This is a genomic window from Microbacterium sp. LB12, assembly GCF_037150835.1.
In the GTDB taxonomy this organism is placed as follows: Bacteria; Actinomycetota; Actinomycetes; order Actinomycetales; family Microbacteriaceae; genus Microbacterium.
In genome coordinates this window covers 649,056-662,063 of sequence record NZ_JBBCPF010000001.1, presented here as the reverse complement: position 1 = coordinate 662,063, position 13,008 = coordinate 649,056, and the positions used below count along the sequence as shown (strand labels likewise).

The window sequence follows — 13,008 nt, the reverse complement described above, 5'->3', positions numbered from 1 at the left end:
GGCCTCCTAGTGGTGGAACGCCGAATCGGGGTGGTCGCCGGGCATCGGCGCGGTGAGCGCGTCGAGATGCGCGACCTCGGCGGCGATCGCATCGAGGAGGTCGGCGGCCAGGTCCATGCTGAGCCCGTTGCGCACCACGATGCGCTGCACCGTGATCTGCTCGAGGTCGGCGGGCATCGGATACGCCGGGACGAGCCAGCCGCGCATCCGGAGTCGATCCTGCAGGCCGTAGAGGTTCCAGTTCTTCGTGTGCCCGTCCTTGAGTCGCCACGCGAAGACGGGGATGTCGCTCCCGTCGTTCCACAGCTCGAACGCATCGAGCTTCGCGATCCCGGCCGACAGGAACTTCGCGACATCCTGCGAGGCCTGCTGCACGGCGCGATAGCCCTCGACGCCCAGGCGGAGGAACAGGTAGTACTGCAGCAGCACCTGCGCACCCGGGCGCGAGAAGTTCAGTGCGAAGGTGGGCATCTCGCCGCCGAGGTAGCTGACCTTGAACACGAGGTCCTCCGGCAGCCACTGCGCATCCCGCCACACGACCCAGCCGAGACCCGGGTAGACCAGGCCGTACTTGTGGCCGGAGGTGTTGATCGAGTGCACCCGTTCCAGTCGGAAGTCCCAGACGAGGTCCGGCTGCAGGAAGGGTGCGATCATCGCGCCCGATGCCCCGTCCACGTGGATCGGGATGTCGAGGCCGGTCTTCTTCTGGATCTCGTCCAGAGCCGCCGCGATCTCCGCCACCGGCTCGTACATCCCGGTGTAGGTGACGCCCATGATCGCGACCACGCCGATCGTGTTCTCGTCGACGTACTTCTCCAGGTCGTGCCCGTCCAGCGTCTTGTGATCGGCGCTGATCGGCACGTACCGGGGTTCCACGTCGAAGTAGTTGCAGAACTTCTCCCAGCACACCTGCACCGCGCTCGACATCACGAGGTTCGGCGTAGAGGTGTCCTTTCCCGCTGCGCGTCGCGCCTGCTGCCACCGCCGCTTGAACGCGAGCCCGCCGAGCATGCACGCCTCCGACGAGCCGATGGTCGACGTGCCGATGCTCTTCGCGGCATCCGGCGCATTCCACAGGTTCGCCAGCATGTGCCAGCAGTTGTCCTCGATCGCGGCGGTCTGCGGGTACTCGTCCTTGTCGATCATGTTCTTGTCGAACGAGGCGGCGTAGACCTGTTTGGCCTCGTCATCCATCCAGGTGCCCACGAACGTCGCGAGGTTCAGCCGCGCATTGCCGTCGAGGATCGTCTCGTCCTCGACGATCTGCCGTGCGGTCGCCGGAAGCGACCCTTGCGACGGGATGACATGTCGCGCGGCGACCGTCGCCTCACCCGGCCTGGTGAACATCGGCTCGTAGTCGGAATCGGGTGTGCTCATGATCGAAACCTCTCCTCTGATGGATGTCGCGACGCGTGTGCCGCCCACCGTAGTGATGCCGTCGAGCGGTTTCAACGGGTTCTCACCCCGCCCGGATGGCGGATGCTAGGAGGCCGGCCCGAGGATGAAGTTCCAGGCTCCGGTGGCCACGGCCGCGGCGATCGCGATGGCCGAGATCGCGGCGCCGATGCCGAGCAGCGTCCACTCCGCGGCGCCGAACCGCGATTCCCGGGCCCAGGTGCGCGGACCTGGCGCGCCGAATCCGCGAGCCTCCATGGCAGTGGCGAGCTTGGCGCCGCGACGGATCGACAGCACGAGCAAGGCGAACGCCATGCCGAGGAATCGGCGGATGCGGCCGCGGTCGGCCACACCTCGGGCTCGGCGTGCGAGCTCCAGAGCCCGCCAGTCGTCGAGGAAGAGGCCCACCATGCGCAACCCGGCGAGCGCGCCGAGCACGAACCGGGCGGGCAGTCGGAGGATCTGGCCGAGCCCGTCGGCGAGGTCGGTCGGATCGACCGTGATGAACAGCACCACCGACGGCAGCGCGATCGCCAGCACCCGCAGCATGGTCGCCAGCGCCAGAGCGAGCGACCCTTCGCTGATGCGCAGCACGAACCAGTCCACGTACACGACGCCGCTCGTCTCGCCGTACAGCGCGATCGTCAGACCGGTCAGCGGTGCGGCGAGCCACACCGGCCACGTGCGCACCCAGAACTCGCGCCAGCCGATCCCCGCGAACAGGAACAGCACGAACTCGAGGGCGAGCGCGACGGATGCCGACACCGGGTCGAGGGTCAGGATCAGGGGCACCGCGATCAGTGCGCTCACGCCGAGCTTCGCGACCGGATTCACTCCCGCGATCGCACCGGTGCGAGCACGCGTGTCGACGGCCGTCATGCCGCACCGCCGAGCTCGAACCGGGAGGCGTGCAGGGCGCGGGCGACCTCGAGGTCGTGGGTGATCGTCACGATCGCCGATCCCTCATCGCGGAGCGCGGCGAGCATCGCGACGAGTTCCGACCACGTGCGGGAGTCCTGACCGAACGTGGGCTCGTCGAGCACCAGCACGCGCGGCCGTGTCGCGATCGCCGCCGCGACCGTGAGCCGGCGCTTCTCCCCACCGGACAGGGTGTACGGGTTCGCGGCCGCGAGCGCCGTGAGTCCCAGGCGCGCGAGCAGTTCCTCGCTGCGCGCCGCGATCTCGTCCTCCGGCAGGCCGAGCGCGCGTGGGCCGACCGCGAGCTCGTCGCGGACGGTCTTGGCGAGCAGTTGATGCTCCGGCTCCTGGAACACCATCCCGATGCGGGTCAACAGCTCGCGGGATGCCCAGCGGATCGGCGCCGGATCGGCGCCGTCGGCCAGCGCTGCGGATGCGGTGACAGCCCCGGCGGCGGGGGGCAGGAGGCCGGCGAGTGTGAGGCCGAGGGTCGACTTCCCGGCGCCGTTCGGGCCCGTGATCGCCAGCGCCTCGCCCGCACGCACGTCGAGGTCGATCCCGGTGGCGACGGGACGGCCCTTCACCCGCGCGACCGCCAGCCCCCGGGCGGAGAGCAGCGTCTCACCGGGCGCCGACGACGGCGGCGACGGCACACGCGGCGGCCAGCCCGGCACCCACACGCCGTCCGACGAGAGCCGGGAGCCCTCGCGCACCAGCACCTCGCGCGGGGCGCCGTCGGCGACGACACCGCCCGCACCGATCACGATCACGCGCGTGATCAGCGGCAGCCACGCGTCGAGCCGGTGCTCCACCACGACGAGCGTCGCCGGCTGCGCCTGCAGCATCCGCTCCACCGCATCCCGCACCTCGATCACCCCGTCCGGATCGAGGTTCGCGGTCGGTTCATCGAGCAGCACCAGGCCGGGCCGCATCGCCAGCATGCCGGCCAGGGCGAGCCGCTGCTTCTGTCCACCGGACAGGGCCTTGGTCGGGTGGTCGATGGGCACGTCGAGGCCCACCGCGTCCAACGCCTCCGCCACACGCGGCCAGATCTCCGCCCGCGGCACCCCGAGGTTCTCGCACCCGAACGCGACGTCGTCCCCCGCTCGCGCGAGGATGACCTGCGAATCGGGATCCTGCAGCACCAGCCCCGCACGGCCGCGGGTCGCCGTGGCGGGAGCGTCGTCGACCAGCAGGTCGCCGGTGCTCTCGCCCTCCTCCTCGCCGCCGAGCACGCCCGCGAGCCCGTGCAACAGCGTCGACTTCCCGGCCCCGGACGCACCGAGCACCAGCACGCGTTCCCCGGGTTCGATGCGGAACGAGATGTCGTGCAGGGCCCAGGCGATGCGACTCGCATGACGCCATCCCCAGCCCCGCGCCTCGACCGCGACGGGGGCGGTCTGATCCGCCCGCATCAGACGCGGACGCGCGCCTCGCGCCCGGAGCCGAACCGGTCCAGCGCTCCGGTCGCGGCGATCCCGCGTGCCAGCACCCACGACAGCGCGCCCGCGATCACGGCACCCGAGATGACCGTGCTGATCAGGTAGATGATCGTGAAGGCCGGACCGGATCCGGCGTACCAGAGCACGAGGTTGTTGATCCCGCCGGCGAGCGCGGCGCCCGCTCCTGCGAGGATCGCGACCGGCAGCGACCACCGACGGTAGAAGAACAGCAGGAAGATCAGCTCGGCGCCCAGACCCTGCACGAGACCGGCTTCGAGGGTGAGGAATCCGCCCCACTGGTTGCCGATGAGGGCGGAGACGACCGCCGCGAGGAGCTCGACGTAGATCGCGGCCCCCGCCTTGCGGATGATGAGCCCGCCCAGCACGCCCGCGAACAGCCAGGGGCCGTCGAGGAGGCCCTGGACGCCGGGCAGCAGCGGCTCCAGCAGGGCCTTCGGCCCGAGGTAGCCGACGTTCCAGGCCAGGAAGATCAGCCCGGCGGCGACGCCGATCACGCTGGCGACGACGATGTCGACGATGCGCCAGCGCAGGAAGCTCCTGGCGGGTGCGGATCCCTGCGTCTTCGCGGATGCGGACGTGGATGTGGACGTACTCATCTGAACTCCTCCCTGCGCTGGCATGACCCAGATCAGGTTCGACGGTCGAAGCGCGATTCGCTCCCTCTCAGCCCGGCTCGCCGGACTCCCGTGGTTGTGGTGACGATCCTACCGCTCACGACACCGACGCGGCGACGGACCGTGCGCCGCGGATCGCGCCGGAGATTGGGTACTTTAAACGGGTGACCGCTTCAGATCCCGCCGACGAGGCGACGGGCGTCGTCCGCGACGGCAGCCCGGCGACCACCGCCCCCTCCGGACCTGTCGACGGCACGCCGTTCGCCTCGCACGCGTCCGTAGCCGCGTCGTCGGGTGCAGCCACGGGCGTCATCGTCCCGGACGCGCCGACCGCCCCGATCGCTCCGGATGCGGCCACGGCGCCGACGCCTCCGCTGACCAAGCCGCCGTTCTCGCCGCGGGCGCGCCCGGTGGTCGACGACGTCCCCGATGACGCGGCCGCACTGCTCGACGCCTCGGCGCCGAAGTGGGCGGACGAGACCACGACCGCCACCGCCCTCACCTGGGTCGATCCCGCGGAGGTCGCGGCGCACCCTCCCGTGGCCACGTTCGACAAGGTCGCCGACGACGAGCTCGCCACGGGGCTCATGCGCGGGGCACGGTTGCGCCCCGCGATCGCCCGTCCGGGGATCCTCGTTCCGCTGTGCACTCTCGTCGCCCTCCTCGGCGGGTACGCGGGCACCACCTTGCTCTGGCCGCTGCACGAGGTGGCACCGCAGGTCCAATCGGTCGAGTTCGCGACCACTCCCGCCCCCGCCGCCACGGTCGCCTGGCCGGCCCAGGGCAGTGCGGCCGTGGGGATCGCAGGCATCAGCACCGCGGCATCCATCCCCGATCCGGTGAGCATCGCGAGCATCACCAAGGTCGTGAGCAGTCTGATGGTGCTCGACCGGATGCCGCTCGCCCTCGGCGAGCAGGGACCGTCGTTCTCGTTCACGCGCAGCGACAGCACCGAGTACTGGCAGTACCGCAAGAGCGATCAGTCCGCACTCGATGTGCCCGTCGGCGGGTCGCTCACCGAGTATCAGCTGCTGCAGGGCACGCTCATGGGCTCGGCGAACAACTACATCGATCGACTGGCATCCGAGATCTGGGGTTCCGACGCCGCGTTCGCGAAGGCGGCCGAGGTCTGGCTGCGCGATCGCGGGCTGACCGGGATCACCGTGGTGACGCCGTCGGGATTCGATGAGCGCAACACCGCCACCCCCGAGGCCCTGGTCGCGCTCGGCGAGCGCGCGATGCAGAATCCGGTGTTCGCGGAGATTGTCGGCACCGTCTCGGTCGATCTCCCCGGCGCGGGCACTGTCGTGAACACGAACGGCCTGCTCGGCGACCCGGGTGTCATCGGCATCAAGACCGGCACGCTCGTCGGCTGGAACCTGCTCGCCGCGAAGGACATCACGGTGGGCGACACGACGGTGCATCTGTTCGCGACGGCGCTGAACCAGGACGACAACGACCAGCGTCTCGCGGTCACGCGCGGGCTGTTCGCCGAGACCGAGGCCGCCCTGCAGAGCCAGGGCCCCGCGGTCGCGAAGGGCACGGTCGTGGGCGAGGTGACGACGCTGTGGGGCGAGAAGGTCGACGTCGTCGCCGGGGAGGACGCCGACGTGGTGCTGTGGAACGGCGCACTCGCGACAGCGGAGACGGACTTCGCCCTCGGTGAGGTACGCGACAGCGGGGGCACCGTGGGCAGCATGACCACGACAGGTCCGCTCAACTCCACGAAGACGTCGCTGGTGCTCGCCCGCGACGTCGAGGACCCGAGTCCGTGGTGGCGTCTGACCCACCCGCTCGAGCTCCTCGGCCTCACCGCCGACTAGCTCCCCCTCCTCTCCTCCCTTTTCCTCTTCTCTGCCGAACCACCCCTTTCCGCGCGAACCGGCCCCTTCCGCCCGCTCGTAGAGGGGTGGTTCGCACAAAAGGGGGTGGCTCGGCGGCAGGGGACGGAGCGACGCCCCTCACTGTCGACGCATCGCGACGTGGTAGACGTCGTCGGGGTCGATCAGATGACTGTGATCGTCGTCGCCGAGGTCGAGCCGCACCCAGGCGATCCGGCCCGAGAAGCGACTCCCCCGCGCGTCGTAGTCGCCGGAGACCGTCGTCGCCATCTCGGCTCCGACGTCGGTGGTCTCATCCCCGGAGAAGATGAACGGATGCGTCGAGTCGACCCGCCCGCTGCCGACCGTATCCCCATCGACGAACAAGGTGACGCTCCCACCCTTTCCGACACCGCCGCCGTCGTAGGCGAACTCTGCGCGCACCTGATGCGTACCTGACGGCAAAGGTGCGTCCGCACGGACCGTATACCACTCGACGCCCAGCAGGTTGTAGCAGAAGCGGAGGGAACGCTCATGAACGTACAGCGCCCACCCGCCGAAGCGTCCGCCCTGCGCCACGATCGTGCCGTGCACCCCCGCTTCTCCCTCCGGCACCACGATCTCTGCGGTGACCGACCAGGAACGGTTCTTGATGTTGAGAACGGTGTTCTCCGGGAGACGACGCATCGACGGGAACAGCGTCTGCGAAGTCCCCGCGACGAGTTCCGGCCGTCCGGCGATCGTTGCGTTGAGGCGCTCAGCCTTGCGGTCATCGAGCGGAAAGACGTTGTAGCGGTCGGCCTGCAGCAGGAACAGTCGTTGCAGCTCGGCGAGCTTCTCCGGGTGCTCGGCGGCGAGGTCGTGCGCTTGGGACCAGTCGCTTGCACCGTCGTACAGCTCCCACCGGTCGTCGTCGAAGCCCTGGGTCATCTGAGGGATTCCCGGGGCGGTGGGGTAACGGTGCGCGGTGATCGCCGACCACCCCTTGTGGTAGATTCCACGGTTGCCGAGCAGTTCGAAGTACTGGGTCTGATGCCGCTCCGCAGCATCCGCGTCAGCGAACGTGTATGACATCGAGGTTCCGTGCAACGGCTCCTGAGTGACGCCGTTCACGGTCGAGGGCTCGGGCACTCCCACAGCTTCCAGAACGGTGGGAGCCACATCGATCACGTGTGTGAACTGATCCCGGATGCCCCCGCCGTCGGTGATGTGAGATGGCCAGTGCACGATCATCGCGTTGCGGGTGCCGCCCCAGTGCGAAGCCATCTGCTTCGTCCACTGCAGCGGCGTGCACATCGCATGCGCCCAACCGATCGCGTAGTGGTTGTATGCGTCAGGCCCACCGAGATCGTCGATCTTCGCGGCCAAGAATTCCGTCGTCTCGATATCGCCGCGGTAGTTGATGGAGATCAGCTCACTGAACGTGCCTTGCAGCGTTCCTTCGGGCGACGCGCCGTTGTCGCCGATGACGTAGTAGACGAGGGTGTCGTCGAGAATTCCGAGCTGGTCGAGCGAGTCCACCAGTTCGCCCACGTAGTGATCCGCGTACTCCAGATACCCCGCATAGACCTCCATCTGCCGCCGCAGGACCGGCTTGAGCTCATCGGGCATGTCGTCCCACGCGGGCATCACGGGGTCACGCTGCGTCAGGTCGGTGCCCTCGGGCACGATCCCGAGCTTCTTCTGGTTGGCGAATGTGCGCTCCCGCAGCGCATCCCAGCCGTCGTCGAACGCACCCGTGTACTTGTCGGCCCACTCCTTCGGCACGTGGTGCGGCGCGTGCGTCGCTCCCGGAGCGAAGTACACGAAGAACGGCTTGTCGGGGGTCATCGCCTTCTCCGCCCTGATCCAGCCGATGGCGCGGTCCGTCATGTCCTCCATGAAGTGGTAGCCCTCCTCGGGCGTGCGATCGGGTTCGATCGGGACCGTGTTCTCATAGATGGCGGGGTAGTACTGATTCGTCTCGGCACCGAGGAAGCCGTAGAAGTACTCGAATCCCCCGCCGGGCGTCGGCCAGTGATCGAACGGCCCGGTGGGCCCGGTCTCCCACACGGGAACCTCGTGGCACTTGCCGAACTGCGCCGTGGAGAAGCCGTTGAGCTTGAGGATCTCGGCGAGCGGTGCGCATGTGTTCGGGCGCATAGAGCTGGCTCCGGGCGCCGAGGTGGCCATCTCAGTGATCCCGCCCATCCCGACCGTCTGATGGTTGCGGCCGCTGAGCAGCGCCGCTCTGGTGGGCGAGCACATTGCCGTCGTGTGGAAGCGGGTGTATCTGAGCCCTCCTGCGGAAAGCCGTTCCGCCGTCGGCATCGATATCGGCCCTCCGAATGCACTCGACGCCCCGAAGCCGACATCATCCAGCAGGACCACGAGCACGTTGGGCGCGCCCGCTGGCGGTCGCAGTGGACGGATCGCGGGGAACTCGGTGTCAGGATCCTTCGCGTCGAAAGTCGTCAGCACGATCGAGCGCTGGTCGGGAATCGGCAGCACCGTTCGCTGAAGCTCGGGAGCTCCGGCAGCTTCCGCCATCTCGCACCTCCATGTTGGGAAAACGTCATCGGCGCGGTGCCGAACTCTCGGAAACTACGCTCGTCGCAGCGCCCACACGATGCCCCCTCACCTATCTGAGGCGATCACTCGGAGACACAGCGACGCCCCACCCCGCGTGAGCGGGATGGGGCGTCGTCGTGTGAGGCGGGTCAGTCGCGCGGCGCGGAGCCGTCGGCGCCGTCCTCGAACAGCGCCTGCGCGGCGGCGGTCTCCGCGGCCGGAACACTCGCTCCGACCGAGGCGCCGGCCACCGCAGCAGCGGCCTCTGCACGCACACCGTCCGCGTTGCTGGCGTCGCCGGTGACGACGACGGGCGTCGTGCCGGTGAGCGCGTCCTCGGCGTCGATGTCGGTGGCCGCCTGCTCGAACTGCGACTGGTACAGGCGCCAGTAGGCGCCCTGCGCGGCGATCAGCTCGTCGTGCGTGCCCTTCTCCACGATGTCGCCGTGCTCCATCACGAGGATGAGGTCGGCATCGCGGATCGTCGACAGACGGTGCGCGATCACGAACGACGTACGTCCTTCGCGGAGCGCGGCCATCGCGTGCTGCAGCAGCAGCTCGGTGCGGGTGTCGACCGCCGACGTGGCCTCATCGAGGATGAGGATCGACGGCTGCGCGACGAACGCGCGGGCGATGGTGATGAGCTGACGCTCACCCGCCGACACGTTCGCGGCATCCTCGTCGAGCACCGTGTCGTAGCCCTCGGGGAGGGCGTGCACGAAACGGTCGACGTAGGTCGCCTTGGCGGCGGCGAGAACCTCTTCATCGGTCGCGGTGGAGCGGCCGTAGCGGATGTTCTCCCTGATGCTGCCGGCGAACAGCCACGGGTCCTGCAGCACCATGCCGGTGCGGGAGCGCAGCTCGTCGCGGGTCACCTCGGCGATGTCCTGCCCGTCGAGCGTGATCCGCCCGCCGCTGAGCTCGTAGAACCGCATGATCAGGTTGACCAGCGTCGTCTTGCCCGCGCCGGTCGGACCGACGATCGCGACCGTCTGTCCCGGCTCCACCCGGAACGACAGATCGCGGATCAGCGGACGCTCCGGCGTGTACGAGAACGCGACGTTCTCGAACTCGATGACACCCTTGCCGTCCACCAGCTCGGGAGCATCGGCGTCGTCGGCCTCCTGCTCGTCCGCGTCGAGCAGCTGGAAGACCCGTTCGGCGGATGCCGTTCCGGACTGCACGACGGCAGCCATGCCACCCAGCTCGGACAGCGGCTGCGTGAACTGCTGCGAGTACTGGATGAACGCCTGCACGTCGCCGAGACGGAGCTGGCCGTTCGCGACCATCAGGCCACCGAGCACCGCGATGCCCACGTAGCTGAGGTTTCCGACGAACATCATGGCCGGCATGATGATGCCGGACAGGAACTGCGCCTTGAAGCTCGCCTGGAACAGCTCCTCGTTCTCGGCCTGGAACTTGTCCAGCGCGTCCTTCTCGCGACCGAAGACCTTCACCAGCGCGTGGCCGGAGAACGCCTCCTCGACGCGGGCGTTCAGTCGACCGACCTTGCGCCACTGCGTGCCGAAGGCCTTCTGCGAACGCGGTCCGATCACACCGAAGATGACGCCCATCAGCGGCAGGGTGACGAGGGCGACGAGCGCGAGCTGCCACGAGATCGAGAACATCATCACGAGCACGCCGATCACGGTGAGCACCGAGGTGAGCGCGCCCGACAGCGACTGCTGCATGGTCTGCGTGATGTTGTCGATGTCGTTGGTCACACGCGAGATCAACTCACCGCGCTGCACCTTGTCGAAGTACGACAGCGGCAGACGGTTGATCTTCGCCTCGACCGATTCACGCAGTCGCCACATGGTGCGGACCATGATCACGTTGATGACGTAACCCTGGATCCAGGTGAGGAACGCCGCCGCGACGTAGATCCCGAGGACCGCGGCGATGACCAGACGCAGCGCGTCGAAGTCGATGCCCTGGCCGACAGTGAAGTCGCCCAGCGCGCCGACCTGGTTCGCGAAGTCGTCCTGGCCCGCTTGGCGGAGAGCGTCGACCACCGTGTCCTGCGGCGTTCCGGCCGGGAAGCCGGGGAAGCCGTCGGTCGGCTGACCGAGCTGGATGGAGATGAACCCCTTGTAGACGAGGTTCGTCGCCTCGGCGAGCACCTTGGGCGCCGCGACCGTGAGGACCACGCCGATCGCGCCGAGGATCGACACGAAGACGAACCACAGCGCCGACGGCTTGAGCAGTCCGATCATGCGCGCGAAGCTCGGGCCGAAGTTGTCGGCCTTGCCCGGCGCGACGCTGTCCCAGTCTCCGGAGTTCTGCCGGGCCTGCTCGGCGAGCTCGGCCTCGTACTTCTCCTCGGCGGTCAGTTCGACCTCGGCCACTGCCGCTCCTGCCTTGCCACGGCCACGCTTGACCTTGCCCTGTTCGTTGCTCTGCTCGCTCATGCGTCCACCCCCAGCTGCGACTCGACGATCTCTCGATAGGTGTCGCTCGTCTCGAGCAGCTCCTCGTGCGTGCCGACGCCGACCATCGTGCCGCCGTCGAGGACCACGATGCGGTCCGCGTCGGTGATGGTGGAGATGCGCTGTGCGACCACGATCTTCGTGACGTGCGGGAGTTCCCGCCACAGCGCCTGGCGCAGACGGGCGTCGGTGGTCAGGTCGAGTGCCGAGAACGAGTCGTCGAACACGAGGATCTGCGGCTGGTGCACGATCGCGCGGGCGATCGCGAGACGCTGCCGCTGACCGCCCGAGACGTTCGTGCCGCCCTGGGCGATGCGGGAGTCGAGGCCGTCCGGCATCTCCTCCACGAAGTCGCGCCCCTGAGCGATGTCGAGCGCGTGCCAGAGCTCCTCGTCGGTGGCGTCTTCACGGCCGTAGCGAAGGTTCGACGCCACGGTGCCGGTGAACAGGAACGGGCGCTGCGGCACCAGGCCGATGCTGTCCCACAGCGATTCGACATCGGCCTCGCGCACATCGGTGCCGCCCACGTGCACGGATCCGCCCGAGACGTCGAACAGTCGCGGGATGAGCGAGACGAGCGTCGTCTTGCCGGAGCCCGTGGATCCGACGATCGCGACCGTCTCGCCCGGCTCTGCCGCGAAGCTGATGCCGGTGAGCACCGGGGAGTCGGCGCCGGGGTAGGTGAACTCGACGTCGTCGAGGGCCACGGATCCCGGAACCGGGAACTCGGTGACGCCGTTCTCGGGACGCACGAGCGTGGACTCGGAGTCGAGCACTTCGCCGATGCGCTCGGCCGAGACCGCGGCGCGCGGGATCATCATCGCCATGAAGCTCGCCATGATGACGCCGCCCATGATCTGGCCGATGTACTGCATGAAGGCGAACAGCGTGCCCACCTGCACTGAGCCGTTGTTGACCTCGATGCCGCCGAACCAGATGACGGAGACGACCGTGACGTTGAGGATGAGCATGAACAGCGGGAAGAGCAGCACGAACAGCGAGCCGACCTTGCGCCCGACGACCATGATGTCGGTGTTGGCGCCGCGGAAGCGCTCCTCCTCGATGCGCTCGCGCACGAACGCGCGCACCACGCGAACGCCTGTGAGCTGCTCGCGCATGATGCGGTTGACGTTGTCGAGCTTGCCCTGGTAGCTGCGGAACAGCGGCACCATGCGCCCGATCACGAGCGCGGCGAGGATCAGCAGCAGCGGCACCGCGACCGCGATGAGCCAGCTGAGGCCGGCGTTGGTCTGGATCGCGAAGATGATGCCGCCGATCGCGAGCAGCGGTGCGGTGACGAGCATGGTGGCGCCCATCATCGCGAGCATCTGCACCTGCTGCACGTCGTTGGTGTTGCGGGTGATCAGCGAGCCGGCGCCGAACTGCGACACCTCACGCTCGGAGAAGCCGCTGACCTTGCCGAAGACGTCGGCGCGGATGTCACGGCCGGCGCCCATCGCGGCGCGGGCGGCGAAGTAGGTCGCGGTGACCGAGGCGATGATCTGCCCCAGCGACACCGCGAGCATGAACGATCCGGTGCTCCAGATGTAGCCGGTGTCACCCAGGGCGACGCCCTTGTCGATGATGTCGGCGTTCAGTCGGGGAAGGTAGAGGGTTCCGGCCACGCTGACGAGCTGGAAGACCAGCACGGCAAGCAGGAGCCATCGATATCGAGACAGATAACGGAAGAGGATTTTTCCCAGCACAGGCGGACTTTCTAGGAAGGGTGGAACGGCGGATTTCTCGGCAGACGGATGCCGACCGACAATCGGCCACAAGACAGAGTGCCACGAACCGCCGACATTCGTATCCCCCTCAG

Annotated in this window: 8 protein-coding genes and 1 riboswitch; of the genes, 1 reads left to right on the top strand and 7 read right to left on the bottom strand. The window is 68.4% G+C overall.

Annotated features, from left to right (window positions below; all coding sequences use genetic code 11):
- Positions 1 to 6: 6 nt before the first annotated feature.
- From WFM69_RS03250 to WFM69_RS03235, 4 genes are all read right to left on the bottom strand, one after another.
- A complete protein-coding gene (locus WFM69_RS03250) occupies positions 7 to 1,377 on the bottom strand; it encodes a glutamate decarboxylase (RefSeq protein WP_337001587.1) in 1,371 nt (456 codons plus the stop codon).
- A 105-nt stretch (positions 1,378 to 1,482) separates the two neighbouring features.
- Entirely contained in the window at positions 1,483 to 2,274 is a 792-nt protein-coding gene (locus tag WFM69_RS03245; RefSeq protein ID WP_337001585.1) for an energy-coupling factor transporter transmembrane component T family protein, read from the bottom strand.
- Positions 2,271 to 3,728 carry an ABC transporter ATP-binding protein gene (locus tag WFM69_RS03240; protein WP_337001583.1) on the bottom strand — a complete coding sequence of 486 codons (1,458 nt, stop codon included), beginning with the start codon at positions 3,726 to 3,728 and terminating at the stop codon, positions 2,271 to 2,273. The genes WFM69_RS03245 and WFM69_RS03240 overlap by 4 nt, the downstream gene beginning before the upstream one ends.
- A complete protein-coding gene (locus WFM69_RS03235) occupies positions 3,728 to 4,372 on the bottom strand; it encodes an ECF transporter S component (protein WP_337001581.1) in 645 nt (214 codons plus the stop codon). The genes WFM69_RS03240 and WFM69_RS03235 overlap by 1 nt, the downstream gene beginning before the upstream one ends.
- Positions 4,363 to 4,474, bottom strand: a riboswitch (TPP riboswitch). (Overlaps the previous gene by 10 nt.)
- Before the next feature lie 80 nt (positions 4,475 to 4,554).
- On the opposite strand from WFM69_RS03235, the gene WFM69_RS03230 reads away from it, so the two are divergent.
- On the top strand, positions 4,555 to 6,213 hold the full coding sequence (locus tag WFM69_RS03230) for a D-alanyl-D-alanine carboxypeptidase family protein (protein ID WP_337001578.1): 1,659 nt from the start codon (positions 4,555 to 4,557) through the stop codon (positions 6,211 to 6,213).
- A gap of 138 nt (positions 6,214 to 6,351) precedes the next feature.
- On the opposite strand, the gene WFM69_RS03225 is transcribed toward WFM69_RS03230, so the two are convergent.
- From WFM69_RS03225 to WFM69_RS03215, 3 genes are all read right to left on the bottom strand, one after another.
- The gene (locus WFM69_RS03225) at positions 6,352 to 8,739 is read right to left on the bottom strand and encodes an arylsulfatase (protein ID WP_337001576.1); all 2,388 of its coding nucleotides are present in this window, start codon (positions 8,737 to 8,739) and stop codon (positions 6,352 to 6,354) included.
- Between the two features lie 170 nt (positions 8,740 to 8,909).
- A complete protein-coding gene (locus tag WFM69_RS03220) occupies positions 8,910 to 11,171 on the bottom strand; it encodes an ABC transporter ATP-binding protein (protein WP_337001574.1) in 2,262 nt (753 codons plus the stop codon).
- A complete protein-coding gene (locus WFM69_RS03215) occupies positions 11,168 to 12,895 on the bottom strand; it encodes an ABC transporter ATP-binding protein (protein WP_337001572.1) in 1,728 nt (575 codons plus the stop codon). Before WFM69_RS03215 ends, WFM69_RS03220 begins: the two co-directional genes overlap by 4 nt.
- Positions 12,896 to 13,008 lie beyond the last annotated feature (113 nt).